A 15,927-nucleotide genomic window follows, 5' to 3' on the forward strand; every position below is an offset into this window, starting at 1 on the left:
CTTCAACAGATTCTCTTCAAGCATAGCTATAGACATAGTAAATTCAAAAGGCAGCAGCTTGCATGAGCTTTCTCAATTATAGACGCATATACTTTATTGAGAATCCCTGATCAGCACTATGAACAACCTATCTGGCCAAGCCACAAGATAAAACATAATAGCTTGATGAACTTCGCTACTATACCTGCAGCAGTTGTGTTTAAGACGAAGGATGAAAGTTCACCAAGGCTTAGGGCTACAATTAACTACTTACAAGTATAACGGACTACCTGAGGCTGGCAGCTATACATTCAGATCAAACTGCAAACTACCTCTAAGCCAGACAACCCAGGTTATACTTCCACAAAGGACATGTTTATACCTCTGTCACTATTTCGTACTTCGTCTATTGTTTCTACCTGCTCATATTTGAAGCTAACAAGAAAAGTGTAACAGCTTGGGCGTAGTACACAAGTTGCAGGCAATGTCTCTTTTGGGTAGTGTCACCTTTTTCATCCCTCCTGTAACTGTCACCTTAGCTTTCTTTCACATTCCGAGACAAGTATAAAGTAAAAGTATTTTTACGCAGTACGTGTTCCTGGAAAAGAAATTCTGATTCTCACGTAAGATGAAAAATTACCTGCTACAGTTCCCAAAAGGAGGCAGGAAATTACCGTTTGAGATTCTCCCTGGTAATCCACAGCAAGGTGGGTAAAACTGTGGATAAGCGTGGGTAACTGTTGGTATAAATTACACACTAGCAAAAGTGCCCTCCCTACAAGAGCCGTGGAACATCTAAAAAGTGGAAAGCGGTGAACAAGTACTCATCAGAAAAAGCCTTTTCCACGCAGATGTGAACTGTGTAAAAAGAAATACACACGTAAAGCTAAAAAGTGGATAACAACCTTAAATAATTGACTAGCAAATAAAAGCAAAAAATAAACTTGTGGAAGAGCTGGTGAAAAAAGCGAGTAATGTAAACAAGTTGTGCGCTTTACACATAATTGTAAATAGTTATACACTTATGAACAGCCTTAACAGTGAAAGAAAGATTCTTTTAAAAAATTAAGTAAATAAATTTATTAGGAAGGTAAATGTGTGGAAAGTTGGGAAAAAAGGAAAAAGTGTGAAAGGAAAAGGTCCAGATTACACAAAGCAGATAAAAAAGAAAGAAGTATATTTATAGGGAAAGAATAGAGAAGAAAGCATGGAAGAAATAAAAAAGCTCACGTTGCCCTTCGAAGAGCCGGTGCTGATCTTCACCCTGGTTTTGCTAATCATACTCACGGCGCCAATCATTCTGAGCAGGATGAGGATACCGGGAATAGTAGGAATGATCATAGCGGGAGTGGTGGTAGGACCACATGGAGTGAACCTGCTGGAGCGAGATGCCAGTATCATTCTGTTCGGAACGGTAGGCCTGCTGTATATCATGTTTCTGGCAGGGCTGGAGATCGATATGGTGGATTTCAAGAAGTACCGAACACGAAGTCTTGTATTTGGTGCCATTACATTTCTGATACCCATAGTGGTCGGAACACTGGTATTTAACAATATCCTGAGCTACGACATGAAGCCAGCCATATTACTGGCCAGTATGTTTGCACCACATACTTTGCTGGCTTACCCGATAGTGAGCAGAATGGGATTGAGCAAGAACGAAGCAGTAACGATTACCATAGGAGGTACACTCATTACAGATACTGCGGTACTGCTCGTGCTGGCAGTAATAACAGGCACCACCAGAGGGAATATGAGTGTGGGCTTTTGGCTGGAGATGCTTATCCAAATGACGGTGTTTGTAGTGATCGTGATGTGGTTATTTCCGAAGTTGGCGCGCTGGATGTTTAAGCAGCTGGAAAGTGAAAAAGGAGCACAGTATATTTTTGTCCTGGCTATTGTATTTGCCTCAGCTTTTCTGGCAGAGCTGGCAGGTATGGAAGCCATTATAGGTGCGTTCTTGGCCGGACTTGCCTTGAACCCGCTGATTCCACATACATCGCCACTGATGAACCGGATAGAATTTGTAGGAAATAACATCTTTATCCCTTTTTTCCTGATAAATGTGGGGATGATGGTAGACCTAACAAAGCTGTTTACGAGCTCTTCAGCCCTGCTTATAGCCGCTACCATTGTTATACTTGCGCCGGTATGCAAGTATGCCGCAGCCTTTATAACGCAGAAGCTTTTTGGATATAGCAAGATCCAGCGGAACCTAATCTTTGGGCTAAGTAGTGCTCATGCGGCAGCAACACTGGCCGTGGTGCTGGCTGGGCATGAGTTGGGACTGCTGGGCGAAAGCGCCCTAAACGGAGCAGTAGCGCTAATACTGGTGTCGAGCCTCGTGAGCTCCTTTACAACAGAAAAAGTAGCCAAGATCCTGGCCATCATTGAACGTCGTAAAAAGCCGGATATAAGTGAAAAGCCAGACCGCATCCTGGTGCCGATCGCCAATCCGAATACCATAGAAAATCTGGTAGATCTGTCTGTAATGCTGAAAGACCCTGCCAATAAGGAACCCATTTATCCTTTGGCTGTGGTTATCGACAACGACAATGCGGAAGAGGAGATCTATAAAAAGAACAAAATGCTGGAAGAAGCCATTATGCATGCCTCGGCTACCGACAGCGATGTACAGCTGGTATCTAAAATAGATATTAACATAGCCAGTGGCATACTTCGGGCTATCAAAGAGCTCATGATAACGGAGGTGGTATTAGGCTGGAATGGTAAGATCACGACCCGGGACAGAATTTTTGGAACCGTACTCGATAATCTGCTTAGCAACACAGAGCAGATGATTTTGGTATGTAAGATCATACAGCCACTGAACACGACAGGTAAAATTGTTGTGATCGTGCCGACAAATGCTGAGCTGGAGCGGGGCTTTATGCGCTGGATTAAAACTGTACGGCTCCTGTCGCAGCAATTGGGAGCGCCTGTCGTGTTTCGGGCCCGAAAAAGAACACTTAATCAACTGCGGAGTGTCGTAAGTAAAGCAAAGCCGACTATTGAAGCAAAATACAAGTCATATGCCAGTCTAAACGAATTCTCAAATATGAAATCGGAATTGCTACCCGACGATATGGTGATCGTGATCTCGGCACGCAAACGCACTATTTCCTATAACAACAACCTGGACTATGTGCCGCGCCTTTTATCCAGAAACTATGAAAACAACAGCTTTATCGTGATCTATCCGGAGCAGTACCCCGTGTACCAAAGCGTACCAGTAAAGCCAGCAGCCCGAAATATGGCAACCGATGAAAGCGAGGCAGAGCAGGAAGCAGAAGACAATCGGATGCTATAAACGTATAAAGCAGGCACCAGGAAGTGGCTACAGTGCTACATCTCAGGTCTGACAACCTGAGCCTGCTTTCGAAGCACAAAGCTTACCAGCAGCTTCTATTACAGCTATAGCCATACTTAAGTAAGAGGGCGTAGGGAGAAGAACAGAAAGGAGCAGCAGGAAAAGTAAATCTGCTGCTGTTCCTTACCGGTAACTGCAGCAGATTTACATGGGCAAAGTAGAAGGACCAGGTAGCAGCAAGGTGGGTAAACAGCTGTGCAAACAGAGCGAAAGTATAGAAAAGTATAAATCAGTAAATTTAGAAATCACGTATCTTAGCAAAAATAAAAACCAACGTTTTAACATGATTAACAAGGACATCAGGTTAGGCAAGGGGCTTGGCAAGATCAAGTTTGGCCTGACAATGAAAGAAGTAGAAGAGCTAATAGGCGAGCCTGAAGAAATAGAGGAATCCGAAGAGGACGACGAGTTTGAGCACCAGGCCTGGAACTATTGGGAGGAGGGATACTCACTCTACTTCGACAAAGAGGATGATTACAGGTTGAGCTGCATTGAAACGGCAAACCGGGAAGTGCAGTTATGGGGAGAGCGTATTTTTGAAATGAGTCCGGACCAGATTCTGCAGCTCTTTGCCGATAATAACATGCATAATCCGGAAGAGGAAGAGATGGAAGGCGGCGAAACACGCATCTCGTTTGAGAAAGAAATGATTGACCTCTACTTTGATGAGGACCAGCTGATCGCAATTAATTTTGGGGTGTTCATCAATGATGACCTGGAAGTAGCCTGGCCTGAGAAGTAGAAATCAAAACATATAAAAAGTGAAAGCCGGTGCATCAAGTCTTACCGGCTTTCACTTTTTAAGCGTAATCGTTGTGGAAACCTGCCTGTGTAAAAGAGTATGGGGGCAGGTGAAATCTTTAGGAAAATCAGCGTATACTTACCAGAACAAAGTATAAGCCGGAACATATCCACCATAAAAAAGGCCTGGACATTGCCAGGCCTTTTGCATTAAATTGTTGCTGTGCTGCTTACTTAAACATAAAGTCCATAATAGATTGCTGGAACACTGGGTTGATTGATACCGCAAGTATAATGGAGATGATCAGGCCAATGGAGATAGAAACCACGTCTTTGCCAATTAGGCTGAATGTTTTGGCAAACTTAGTAGAGTTATCGTGCGCACGTAGGCGCATACCAAGTTCGCGGCCAGCCAGTAAACCTACAAATACCCAGGTAGTACTCATCGGAATATTGTTAACCTCTTTGAAGTAGTAAAGAATAAGGGCGTAAACCAGGTCGATAATCGTGGCACTGCGCACGTCGCGTACATCCGATTTCTCGTTGATAATGTTCTGAATCCGGTCACCCTTCATGTAGAACAGCACACCTAAACCGAGGAAGATAAAGCCAATGAAGGCCAGGAGTTGGTATACATTAAGCTGCCGTGGCAAGTATACCGCTACGTTGGCCAGGTCTTGCGCTAACCAGATGTGCCACAGAAAACCGCTAATACACCATTGTGCTGCTGTCCACAAAAAGTGTGCTTCTCCTTTTACAAAGCGCTTGATCACCTTGGTGAGCAGCAGGTAAATAAACAAAGCAATAACAAAAGCAGCTATATAGCCGGTAACGCTCTTGCTGATCATGCTGCCGATTGCTTCGGAATTAATCGTAAATACACTTAGCAGCATGAACGTAGTAGATACCGGGATGCGGAAGCGCGTAAGCAACAGCAGAATGATAGGCGCGGCGAGCTGCAGGTATACAAAGCTGGTAGGCGTGTGCTCAAAGCCTTTGGAGGCAAGGCGCTGATAAGTTACATCACCATCGTAGATATACCAGCTATAAGTAATGGTGGCCACAAAAATAAGGCCCATGAAGAGCCACTGCCAGTACCACTTCTTATCTTCGTTAGAGCCGATAAACGTACCAATGGTCTGAATACTGTCGTTGGCAATGGCTGAGTAGCCGGCAAAAGCAAAGCCTACCCACATGGCAATGCCGTGGAAGGGATACACGACCCCCGCCAGCAGGAGCGAAAAAGCGATAAAATACAGGAACCGCTTTTCCTTATGTATAAAAATGTCAACAAGGCTGTAGCGCCTCCTGAACTTGTAAGGCTGCGGAGATACAACGGCTTTTCTATTTTTCTTAACTTTAGCCATTTTAAATGTATAGGTGAGAAACAAAAACGATGCAAGTTACGGCAAAAAGAAAAGCGCCTTTTTATGCCAATGTTAAGAAATTGTTAACACAAGCAACATATGCCTTTAAATGCCGTTCCAGAGTGATTTAAAGCATTTCATCACGCCTAAAAAGTCCGAAACAAAAACAGTTGTAGCAGCAGCAGCATATTAAAGTACGAAAAACCTATCTTTGCCCCATGGCGACACAAGAAAAAACGACCTTAGAAAATACAGATCTAAAAGATATTATTTCGCATGCCAAGGAATACGGCTTCGTATTTCCGTCCAGCGAAGTATACGACGGCTTGCAAGCGGTATACGACTATGGCCAGATGGGCGTGGAATTGAAAAACAACATCAAGCAGCTCTGGTGGAAGTGCATGACGCAGCTGAACCAGAATGTAGTGGGGTTAGATGCGGCTATTTTCATGCATCCGCAGGTGTGGAAAGCTTCCGGCCACGTGGACAGCTTTAACGATCCGATGATCGACAACAAAGATTCCAAGAAGCGTTACCGGGCCGACGTGCTGCTGGAAGACAGGGCAGCCCAGTATGAGCATGAAGGTGATCCGGAAAGAGGAAAAGCTTTGACAGCTGAAATGGGCAAGCTGCTGGAAGCCGAAGATCTGGAAGGCGTACGCCAGCTGATCATCCGTGAAAACATTACCTGCCCTATCTCCGGCACGGCCAACTGGACCGAAGTGCGCCAGTTTAACCTGATGTTCTCTACACAGGTGGGTTCTGTTTCAGAGGAGTCGAGCACCATTTACCTGCGTCCCGAAACGGCACAGGGCATCTTTGTGAACTTCCTGAACGTGCAGAAGACGGGCCGCATGAAGGTGCCGTTCGGTATTGCACAGATTGGTAAAGCTTTCCGTAACGAGATTGTAGCGCGCCAGTTCATCTTCCGAATGCGCGAGTTTGAGCAGATGGAAATGCAGTTCTTTGTGCGCCCTGGTACCGAAATGGAATGGTATGCGCAATGGAAAGAAACGCGTAAAAAGTGGCACGAGGCCATTGGCATCCCTGCTGAAAATCTGCGTTATCACGACCACGACAAGCTGGCCCACTACGCCAACGCTGCCGTAGACATCGAGTATAAGTTTCCGTTTGGCTTCAAAGAAATAGAGGGTATTCACTCCCGCACCGACTTTGACCTGACGCAGCACCAGGAGTTGAGCCGTAAAAAGCTGCAGTATTTCGATAACGACCTGAACGAGGAAGGCAAGCCGTACGGCAACTATGTACCTTTCGTAATCGAAACATCGGCCGGTGCCGACCGCCTGTTCCTAATGACGCTGTGCAACGCCTATACCGAAGAAGAGATAACCGAAGGCGACGCCACTAAAACGCGTACCTTCCTGAAGCTACATCCGGCATTGGCTCCCGTTAAAGCGGCTATACTTCCGCTCACCAAAAAAGATGGATTGCCCGAGAAAGCAACCCAGATTTTTGATGAGCTGAAGTATGATTTCAACCTGATCTACGAAGAACGCGACAGCATTGGCAAGCGCTACACCCGACAGGACCTGATCGGCACGCCCTTTTGTATTGCTGTGGATCACCAGACGCTGGAAGACGACACGGTTACCGTACGTGACCGCGATAGCCGTGAGCAGATCCGTATCCCGAGCAGCGAATTGAGAAACTACATCGACAAAGCCGTTAACTTTAAAAGTATTTTTGAGAAGCTAGCGTAAAAGCAAGTATAAAGCAATAGTGAAAGGGTAGTTTGCACAGGCAGGCTACCCTTTTTTGTTTCTGCCACTGCTGTTGATAAACCGGTGTGATTTATTCTAAAATCAAGGGAACAGGTAAGTATAGGCGCTTTCCTCCTTTTTATACATTATGGACATGTAAGTTTGCGAAGTTTAGAAGTTTGCTTTCATGCGCAAGTATAACTGTGCTGCAAACGTGCTAAAAGCAGTGATTCAAGAACTGAGATCAAGCCTTAGAAATGTTGGGTTGTTCCGCAATCCCCTAGCGACGAGCTCTGTTATCTCATACAAGTACTTCCGGAGCTGTTATCTAATCAGTCCACTTAGTATAATAGTTTAGTAATTATGTTAAGTATAAAATCATATAAATGCGGGCTTCAAACAGTTTTAAGTGGGAGAAGCAGCGGAGTAGGGTGTGAAGAAAAGGGGCAAAAAGGATACATGTGTAGCCAGCAACCTGATTTATACGTAGTTTATCCACAACAATAATTGTGTAAATTTTCAGCTTGCAAAAATGTTCAAAAGTAAAGCATAAGCCAAAGCAAGCGTGTGCAAAATCGGGTTATATCCCAAGCCCCAGAAAAGTATAGGTTGTGAGTTGCTAATCCTGTTCGAAACATAAAGTAGATGAAAGGGTTATAATCAGGTATAACCAGTTAACAGAAGCTATGAGCAAATCTAAATCAGAAGACAAAAACAGCTTGACGGAAAACAACCCCTGCTGGAATGGCTACGAGCCTATTGGCATGAAGGAGAAGGACGGAAAAGAGGTGCCGAACTGCGTGCCGAAAGACAAAGAATCAACGTCCAAGTCTTCCAATTCAAAAAAATAAAATTTCTAAAACAAGTATAGCCCTGGTCTAAAGCTAGGGCTTTTTTGTGTTCAAGGCTAAGATCCTTTGCAAAAGTGTAGGAGATGCTATTACAGCACGTGCTTTAAGTACATAAAAAGGAGTAAATTTGCTACCTTTGCCGAATTATAGTATAAACAAGCGCTGCGGCTCAAAAGCACCGGTTAAGGTACCGATAATAAAGCAAGTATAAAGTATAAGCTGCCGAACAGGTCCTGTTAAAAACGGGAACTAAGGCGGGTACTTTATACCTTATAATAGATCATTTAAACCTGAAAATGGTAAAGTATAACGAGTATAAAAACCTGAACTACGCCCAGGTGGGCGAGGACATACTGGCGTTCTGGAAGAAGAACCACATCTTCGAAAAATCAATAGCTACCCGCGAGGGCAACGATAATTTCGTTTTTTACGAAGGGCCGCCCTCTGCTAATGGTACACCCGGTATTCACCACGTGATGGCCCGCGCCGTGAAAGACATCTTCTGCCGTTATAAAACACTGAAGGGCTTCCAGGTGCCGCGTAAAGGAGGCTGGGACACACATGGTTTGCCCGTAGAGCTGCAGGTAGAGAAGGAACTGGGCATCACCAAAGAAGATATCGGCAAAACGATATCGGTAGAGGAGTATAACCAGCGCTGCCGCGAAACAGTGATGCGTTTTAAGAACCAGTGGGATTCGCTTACTGAGCAGATGGGCTACTGGGTAGATCTGGACAACCCTTACATCACTTTCGAGAACGAATACATCGAATCTTGCTGGGCGCTGCTGAAGCGACTCTACGACAAAGGCTACCTGTACAAAGGCTATACCATCCAGCCTTATTCGCCAGGTGCGGGTACCGGCTTGAGCTCGCATGAGCTTAACCAGCCGGGCTGCTACAAAATGGTGAAGGATACCACCATCGTAGCGCAGTTTGAGGTGAAGAAGATCACGCGGAACATGTTCCTGTTTGAGAACGAGGAGGAGAACGTGTCCTTCATCGCCTGGACAACTACGCCCTGGACGTTACCTGCCAACACCGCCTTGGCTGTGGGCAAGGGCATCCGGTATGTGAAGGTGAAAACCTTTAACCCGTATACATACGATCCGATTTCAGTTATACTAGCGAAGGACCTGGTGAGCCGCTACTTCAATCCGAAAGCAGCCGGACTGGCGCTGGAGGAGTTTAAACCAGGCGACAAGCTAATCCCGTTCGAAATAAAGGAAGAGTTTGTAGGCAGCGACCTGGCAGGCGTAGAATACCACCAGCTGATGCCCTATGTGCAGCCTGAGAAGCCGGCTTTCCGCGTCATCGTTGGTGATTTTGTAACGACGGAGGACGGCACGGGTATCGTGCATATTTCCCCGACATTCGGAGCAGACGACTTTAGGGTAGCAGCACAAAATAACATCCCGGCGCTTCTGGTGACGGATGAGAATGGCAAGCCGATGCCGCTGGTAGATAAGCAGGGACGCTTTGTGCCGGAGGTTACCGACTTTGCCGGCATGTACGTGAAGAACTACACCGGCGAAGACGAGACCAGTGCTGACTACAAGCCAACCGATGTTAAGATCGCCATTAAACTGAAAGAAGAGGGCAAAGCCTTTAAAGTTGAGAAATACGAGCACACCTATCCGCACTGCTGGCGCACCGATAAACCGGTTTTATACTATCCGCTGGATAGTTGGTTTATCAAAACCACGGCTGTAAAGGATCGGCTGATCGAGCTGAATAAAACCATCAACTGGAAACCGGAGTCTACCGGCACCGGCCGCTTTGGTAACTGGCTGGAGAACCTGGTGGACTGGAACCTGTCGCGCTCCCGCTACTGGGGCACGCCGCTGCCGATCTGGCGCACCGAAGATGGCAAAGAAGAGCTTTGCATCGGCTCCATCGCGCAGCTGAAGGAAGAGATGGTGAAAGCAGTAGCCGCAGGGGTGATGAACACGGTTCCGGAGGTTAACGACCTGCACCGGCCGTATGTGGACAACATCGTACTGTTAAGCAAGTCTGGAGAGGCAATGTACAGAGAGACAGACCTGATCGATGTTTGGTTTGATTCCGGCGCTATGCCTTATGCACAGTGGCATTACCCGCTGGAGAACAAGGAGCAGTTTGAACGAAACTTCCCGGCCGACTATATCGCCGAAGGTGTAGACCAGACGCGTGGCTGGTTCTTTACATTGCATGCATTGGCGGTGATGCTGGAGGATAGCGTGGCGTATAAAAACGTGATCGCCAACGGCTTGGTGCTCGATAAGAACGGTAACAAGATGAGCAAGCGCCTCGGCAATGCCATCGATCCGTTTGACATGATCAACACCTATGGCCCTGATGCGGTGCGCTGGTATATGATCGCGAATGCGCCGCCGTGGGATAACCTGAAGTTTAACACCGAAGGTGTGGTTGAAACGCAGCGGCGCTTCTTTGGCACGCTGCAGAACACGTACTCTTTCTTTGCGCTTTACGCCAACCTCGATAACTTCACCTACCAGGAGGCGGATGTGCCGCTGGCGCAACGCACCGAGTCTGATCGCTGGATCATCTCCAAGCTGAACACGCTGGTGCAGGAGGTAGATGGCTACCTGGCCGATTACGACCCGACCCGTGCTGCCCGCGCCATCCAGGACTTTGTGGTGGATGACCTGAGCAACTGGTACGTGCGCCTCAACCGCAAGCGCTTCTGGAAAGGCGAGTACAACATGGATAAAGTGGCCGCTTACCAGACACTTTATACTTGCCTGGAGACGGTTGCCAAATTAGCTTCGCCGATCGCGCCGTTCTATACCGAGCAGCTGTATCGCGATCTGAACGGCGTAAGCGGTAAAAACACCGAAGAGTCGGTGCACCTGACCTTCTTCCCGGCGGTGGCTGAAAACGCCATCGACAAAGACCTGGAAGAGCGCATGCAACTGGCACAGACCATCTCGTCGCTAGTGCACTCGCTGCGCAAAAAGCACATGATCAAAGTACGTCAGCCTTTGCAGCGTATCCTGATACCGGTGCTGAACGAGCATACCAAGGAGCAGATTGAAGCGGTGGCCGACCTGATCATGAGCGAGGTGAACGTGAAGCACATCGAGTACATCGATGATACGTCCGGCATCCTGGTGAAGAAGATCAAGCCGAACTTTAAAAAGTTGGGCCAGGTGTTCGGGCCGAAGATGAAACTGGTTGCCGCTGCCGTGCAGCAGATGAATCAGCAGGACATCGCGCAGCTGGAGCGGGAGGGAGGCTTTACCGTTCCGCTCAACGACGAGGAAACCGCGGTGCTGACGCCGGAGGACGTGGAGATCTCTTCAGAGGATATCCCGGGCTGGCTGGTAGCCAGCGAAGGCAAACTAACCGTAGCGCTGGACGTGACGCTGACAGAGGAGCTGAAGCAGGAAGGCATTGCCCGTGATTTAGTAAATCGCATCCAGAACCTGCGCAAAGACAGTGACCTGGAGGTGCAGGACAAGATTCATATTATAATGCAGCTGGCGGCACCAGAAGTAAATGACGCTGTGCTGAACTATAAAGCTTACATCTGTGCCGAAACACAGGCCTTGACGCTAGACTTGGTAGAGGAAGAACTCTCAAGCCCCACTCAGCTGGAAATTGATGAATATCAGATTCTCATCAACATACAGGTAGAGGAGAGCACCACAGTATAACCCTTAGAGCACCGGAAAAGCTTTTGCTTTCCGGTGCTTTTATGCTTTAAAGAAGTATACTTGCAGCGCGTTTAAAAGAAAGTATAAAAAAGCACACAAGGCAGCTTGTAGTGCTGCCGTTTATACTACTAAGCGGAGAAGCGCTAAACAGAAAAACATGAAATACTGGAAATATTACCTGGCTGCAATCGGCATCATCCTGCTGGACCAGACCGTGAAGTTTATTGTGCACAACAACATGGAAATGGGCCTGCCAGGTGAGATACACCTGATCGGTGACTGGCTGAAGCTGCATTATACGCTCAATCCGGGCATGGCTTTTGGCGTGGAGCTGGGGTCCAGCTACGGCAAGCTCATCCTGACGCTATTCCGGCTGGTAGCCATGTTCGGCATCGGCTATTACCTATACTACCTGGCCGAGCACCGTGCTCCCAAAGGGCTGCTCTGGTGCATTGCCCTCATACTTGGGGGGGCTATCGGCAACCTGGTAGATAGTACCTTTTATGGTGTTTGGTTTGATAATGCCCCATATGGTGCTGCTACGCCCTGGTTTCATGGGCAGGTAATTGACATGTTTTACGTAGACCTGTGGGAAGGCATTGTACCGCAATGGGTGCCTATTTTAGGCGGGCAGCCTATGTCGTTGTGGCCGATCTTCAACGTAGCTGATTCGTCTATTTTTATAGGCGTAGTGCTGATCCTGCTGAACCAGCGGCGCTTTTTTGGGACGCCACAAACCACCCCCGTAGATAGCCCTGCAGCAGAGCAACAACAGCAACAACAAGGTATCTAAGCAAAGTATAAGATTATAAAAAGAGGCTGCTCCGTAAAGAGCAGCCTCTTTTCATAACAGCTGCATTCTAGCACATTCATGCAGCTGTAACTCAGTATAGCGGGAAGGTATTTGTGCGATCTTTTAAAGTATGTTTCTTTCCTGTAGATCCTCCTGCAACTGTTCCGGCGAAGTAAAATGAATGGACGGAATACCTAGTTTCTCAGCCGCCTGTATGTTTCGCAGGTTATCATCTATAAACAGCGCCTCTTCCGGATTTACCGAATAGCGCTCCAGCAGCACCTGATAAAACGAGTCAAAAGGCTTCCGGTTCTTTTCCTCTCCTGATACTACAATGCCATCAAACCAGTTCAGGAATTCATACCGCTCCTGCGCAACCGGAAAAGTCTCGGCTGACCAGTTTGTCAGGGCATAGATTTTATACTTGCCACTTTCCCGGAGCTGCCTGAAAATCTCTACGGTTCCTTCTATTGCGCCGCCCAGCATTTCTTCCCATCGGCCGTAGTAAGCTCTGATATTTTCCTCCTGCTCAGGGTATTCTTTTATAAGCAGTTCTGTTGCCTCCTGCAGCGGTCGTCCGCCGTCCTGCTCCTCATTCCAAGCAGACGTGCAGATGTTCTGAAGGAAATGGTGCATCTCGGCTTCGTCATCAAAAATTTTACGGTATAAGTAATGCGGATTCCAGTCAACGAGTACCGCGCCGAGGTCGAAGATGATCGTATTAGTCATAGTTTATAGGTCGTTTCGCTTCTAAAGGTAGCGGCTATACGTATGGCTGTCAAATTTAAATAGCATGTGCCATGCTGAAGACTGATAAAACTATACAGCATTGCCAAGCAATTTAGAGCCAAAAATCCTTATTTTTACCAAAGCACTAATCTGATTCCTCTTGGCCACACCTACGCCCATTCTAAAAGTAACAGACTTGGAAACTGTTTTCTCCACCCACCGCGGCATTACAAAAGCAGTGGATCAGGTTTCGTTTGAGATCTTCCGGGGCGAGACAGTGGCGATAGTGGGAGAGTCGGGTTCTGGCAAGTCGGTGACGGCACTCTCGGTGATGCGGCTGATCAATACGCCGCCCGGCCGCATAGCAGCAGGAAAGGCAATTTTTCAATCAGAGAAGTTTGGGGAAGTAGACCTGTTTCAATTACCCGAAAAGCAGATGCAGCAGTTACGCGGCAACGAAATCAGTATGATTTTCCAGGAGCCCATGTCATCGCTGAACCCCGTGTATACGTGTGGAAAACAGGTGGCGGAAGTGTTGCTGCTGCATACCAGTTTGTCAAAAAAAGAGGCTAGAATACGCACGATTCAGCTTTTTGAAATGGCAAGGCTGCCGCGGGCAGAGAAAATTTTTGATGCCTATCCACATGAGATCTCGGGGGGGCAGAAGCAGCGCGTGATGATTGCCATGGCCATGGCCTGCGAGCCCAGCATCCTGATTGCCGATGAGCCTACCACAGCCTTGGACGTAACGGTGCAAGCCCGTATGCTGCAGCTTATCGACGAATTGCGGGTAAAGGAAAACACCGCCGTGCTGTTCATCACCCATGATTTAGGTGTGGTAGCCGAAATTGCCGACCGTATTCTGGTCATGTATAAAGGCAAACTGGTGGAGCAGGGCAAGGTGCTGGATATCTTTACCAACCCGCAGCACCCTTATACCAAAGGTTTGCTGGCCTGCCACCCTAAACTGTCGGCCAGGCCGCAATCTATACTTCCAACTGTGTCTGATTTTATGGAGGAGGATGTGCAAGGGCACATTATCGAGAAGCAGAAGCAAGTACAGGAGGCAGTAGTTGGGGCGTTTACAAGTATAAAAGCGCAATACAGAGAGGCGCAGCAACCGTTGCTGCGAGTTGAAGCTCTCAAAGTACACTTCCCCATCAAAAAAGGCCTTTTTGCCCGCACCACTGATTTTGTAAAAGCCGTAGATGGCGTAAGCTTTGACGTGATGCCTGGCGAAACAATTGGGCTGGTGGGCGAGTCGGGCTGCGGCAAAACAACGCTTGGCCGTGCACTGCTGCGCCTGGTAGAGCCAACGGCAGGGAGCATCATTTTCAACGGCCGCGACATTGCCCGGCTCAGCGCAGAAGAGTTGCGTAAAGGCCGCCGCGATTTCCAGATGATCTTCCAGGACCCTTACGCTTCGCTGAACCCGATGCACACCGTGGGCGAAGCAATCATGGAACCGATGCGTGTGCATAAACTTTGTTCCAACGACAAAGAACGCAAAGGTAAAACGATGGAATTGCTTGATAAAGTTGGACTTATGTCGGAGCATTTCCAGCGTTATCCACATGAGTTTTCGGGTGGCCAGCGGCAACGTATCTGCATCGCCAGGGCTTTAGCGCTGCAGCCCAAGTGCATCATCTGCGACGAATCCGTATCAGCGCTGGACGTGTCGGTGCAGGCGCAGGTGCTGAATTTGCTTAACCAGCTGAAGCAGGAGTTTCAGATGACCTACATCTTCATTACCCACGACCTCTCCGTCGCCAAGTACATGTCAGACCGCATTCTGGTGATGAGCAAAGGACAGATCGTAGAAAGCGGCACCCCGGAGCAGCTCTACCGCAACCCGCAGCAGGCGTACACCCGCACCCTCATCAGCGCCATCCCCAAAGGCGAGCCCGAAGACATCATCAAAGCGCAGGAAAAGCGTGAGGCGATGAAAGCGGGGATTATTTAGATAAAGTATGCCAGAGGTATTCTTCAATTGCTTTAAAAGAGTATAAACTATTGTTGAACTTACCCGTCGTCCGTTCAAGGAGAATAATCTTGCTGCTGCTTTAGCTGAAGTATAAGCATTGTAGTTCCGGATTCAACCACCCCTGCCCCTCTGAACTATGCTCGCAAGCTTCGAACTCGCGTTCTCGCTTGTCTAAGGAGGGGAGCCTGTAACTGCTTTGGAGAAGTATAGGTTGTATAGCAGGAGCTTCGCTTTGTAGAACTGACTTGTCTCATCGGGCCAGTAAAGTCAGCGACTTCCTTTTCATCTCAAGTCACTGATCTGGATATTTGTGCCAGCATTCTTATCAGTACACTTATTTATACTTTAGCTCAAGTATAAGCAGCAGCTATGAGAAAGATTCCAGTCCTTGGGTTGAGCGCCTTGGTGGGTTGCGGTGCCCGTAAGGGCAGCCCGCAGCGGAGCGAGGAGCAGCTTCACGCCACCGCGCGATGCCCGAGGACGAGCCCCCGCGGGCTTAGAGCGCACCAAAGCCAGAGATGCAACAGGACAAGTATAAAACTGCGCATTAAACTACAGCTACTAAGTATAGCCTGCCTGATAAAGTATAAACAACAGCTACCAAGTATAAATGAGAGCCAGCAGCTAGCGTGATCAGCAGAAAAATTAAAGATTAGATAACAGCTATGAAGAACAGCAGGAAAGTATAGCCTCATCTACGGAAACAACTAATTCCTCAAACCCCGGTAATCTTGCC

Annotated in this window: 10 protein-coding genes; 8 read left to right on the forward strand and 2 right to left on the reverse strand. The window is 47.7% G+C overall.

Features of this window, described 5'->3' with window-relative positions:
* Positions 1 to 1,186 precede the first annotated feature (1,186 nt).
* Entirely contained in the window at positions 1,187 to 3,289 is a 2,103-nt protein-coding gene (locus ABDW72_RS17470; RefSeq protein WP_347159891.1) for a cation:proton antiporter, read from the forward strand.
* Between the two features lie 208 nt (positions 3,290 to 3,497).
* Positions 3,498 to 4,091 (forward strand): hypothetical protein, encoded by a 594-nt coding sequence (locus ABDW72_RS17475; protein WP_347159892.1) that lies wholly within the window; start codon positions 3,498 to 3,500, stop codon positions 4,089 to 4,091.
* 229 nt (positions 4,092 to 4,320) lie between these two features.
* Here ABDW72_RS17475 and ABDW72_RS17480 read toward each other — a convergent pair whose 3' ends face one another.
* Complete coding sequence (locus ABDW72_RS17480; protein WP_347159893.1) at positions 4,321 to 5,457, reverse strand: hypothetical protein; 1,137 nt, start codon at positions 5,455 to 5,457, stop codon at positions 4,321 to 4,323.
* Positions 5,458 to 5,675: 218 nt separating this feature from the next.
* Here ABDW72_RS17480 and ABDW72_RS17485 point away from each other — a divergent pair, with 218 nt between their 5' ends.
* From ABDW72_RS17485 to ABDW72_RS17500, 4 genes are all read left to right on the forward strand, one after another.
* Entirely contained in the window at positions 5,676 to 7,178 is a 1,503-nt protein-coding gene (locus ABDW72_RS17485; protein WP_347159894.1) for a glycine--tRNA ligase, read from the forward strand.
* A 686-nt stretch (positions 7,179 to 7,864) separates the two neighbouring features.
* Positions 7,865 to 8,029 carry a hypothetical protein gene (locus tag ABDW72_RS17490; protein ID WP_347159895.1) on the forward strand — a complete coding sequence of 55 codons (165 nt, stop codon included), beginning with the start codon at positions 7,865 to 7,867 and terminating at the stop codon, positions 8,027 to 8,029.
* Between the two features lie 296 nt (positions 8,030 to 8,325).
* Positions 8,326 to 11,685, forward strand: a complete 3,360-nt coding sequence (gene ileS, locus ABDW72_RS17495) for an isoleucine--tRNA ligase (protein ID WP_347159896.1) — start codon at positions 8,326 to 8,328, stop codon at positions 11,683 to 11,685.
* Between the two features lie 157 nt (positions 11,686 to 11,842).
* Positions 11,843 to 12,478 carry a lipoprotein signal peptidase gene (locus ABDW72_RS17500; RefSeq protein WP_347159897.1) on the forward strand — a complete coding sequence of 212 codons (636 nt, stop codon included), beginning with the start codon at positions 11,843 to 11,845 and terminating at the stop codon, positions 12,476 to 12,478.
* A gap of 123 nt (positions 12,479 to 12,601) precedes the next feature.
* Here ABDW72_RS17500 and ABDW72_RS17505 read toward each other — a convergent pair whose 3' ends face one another.
* Complete coding sequence (locus ABDW72_RS17505; RefSeq protein WP_347159898.1) at positions 12,602 to 13,207, reverse strand: HAD family hydrolase; 606 nt, start codon at positions 13,205 to 13,207, stop codon at positions 12,602 to 12,604.
* 160 nt (positions 13,208 to 13,367) lie between these two features.
* Here ABDW72_RS17505 and ABDW72_RS17510 point away from each other — a divergent pair, with 160 nt between their 5' ends.
* Together ABDW72_RS17510 and ABDW72_RS17515 are read left to right on the forward strand one after the other, a co-directional pair.
* Positions 13,368 to 15,170 (forward strand): ABC transporter ATP-binding protein, encoded by a 1,803-nt coding sequence (locus tag ABDW72_RS17510; RefSeq protein ID WP_347159899.1) that lies wholly within the window; start codon positions 13,368 to 13,370, stop codon positions 15,168 to 15,170.
* Positions 15,171 to 15,560: 390 nt separating this feature from the next.
* Positions 15,561 to 15,824 (forward strand): hypothetical protein, encoded by a 264-nt coding sequence (locus ABDW72_RS17515; RefSeq protein WP_347159900.1) that lies wholly within the window; start codon positions 15,561 to 15,563, stop codon positions 15,822 to 15,824.
* Positions 15,825 to 15,927 lie beyond the last annotated feature (103 nt).

This window comes from Pontibacter chitinilyticus (assembly GCF_039748935.1).
Taxonomy (GTDB): Bacteria; Bacteroidota; Bacteroidia; order Cytophagales; family Hymenobacteraceae; genus Pontibacter; species Pontibacter chitinilyticus.

What these genes read in the sequence shown, in the direction of transcription:
- ABDW72_RS17470 (WP_347159891.1), top strand. Translation starts at nt 1,187, where the DNA reads ATGGAAGAAATAAAAAAGCTCACGTTGCCCTTCGAAGAGCCGGTGCTG.
- ABDW72_RS17475 (WP_347159892.1), top strand. Translation starts at nt 3,498, where the DNA reads ATGGGCAAAGTAGAAGGACCAGGTAGCAGCAAGGTGGGTAAACAGCTG.
- ABDW72_RS17480 (WP_347159893.1), bottom strand. Translation starts at nt 5,457, where the DNA reads ATGGCTAAAGTTAAGAAAAATAGAAAAGCCGTTGTATCTCCGCAGCCT.
- ABDW72_RS17485 (WP_347159894.1), top strand. Translation starts at nt 5,676, where the DNA reads ATGGCGACACAAGAAAAAACGACCTTAGAAAATACAGATCTAAAAGAT.
- ABDW72_RS17490 (WP_347159895.1), top strand. Translation starts at nt 7,865, where the DNA reads ATGAGCAAATCTAAATCAGAAGACAAAAACAGCTTGACGGAAAACAAC.
- ileS (WP_347159896.1), top strand. Translation starts at nt 8,326, where the DNA reads ATGGTAAAGTATAACGAGTATAAAAACCTGAACTACGCCCAGGTGGGC.
- ABDW72_RS17500 (WP_347159897.1), top strand. Translation starts at nt 11,843, where the DNA reads ATGAAATACTGGAAATATTACCTGGCTGCAATCGGCATCATCCTGCTG.
- ABDW72_RS17505 (WP_347159898.1), bottom strand. Translation starts at nt 13,207, where the DNA reads ATGACTAATACGATCATCTTCGACCTCGGCGCGGTACTCGTTGACTGG.
- ABDW72_RS17515 (WP_347159900.1), top strand. Translation starts at nt 15,561, where the DNA reads ATGAGAAAGATTCCAGTCCTTGGGTTGAGCGCCTTGGTGGGTTGCGGT.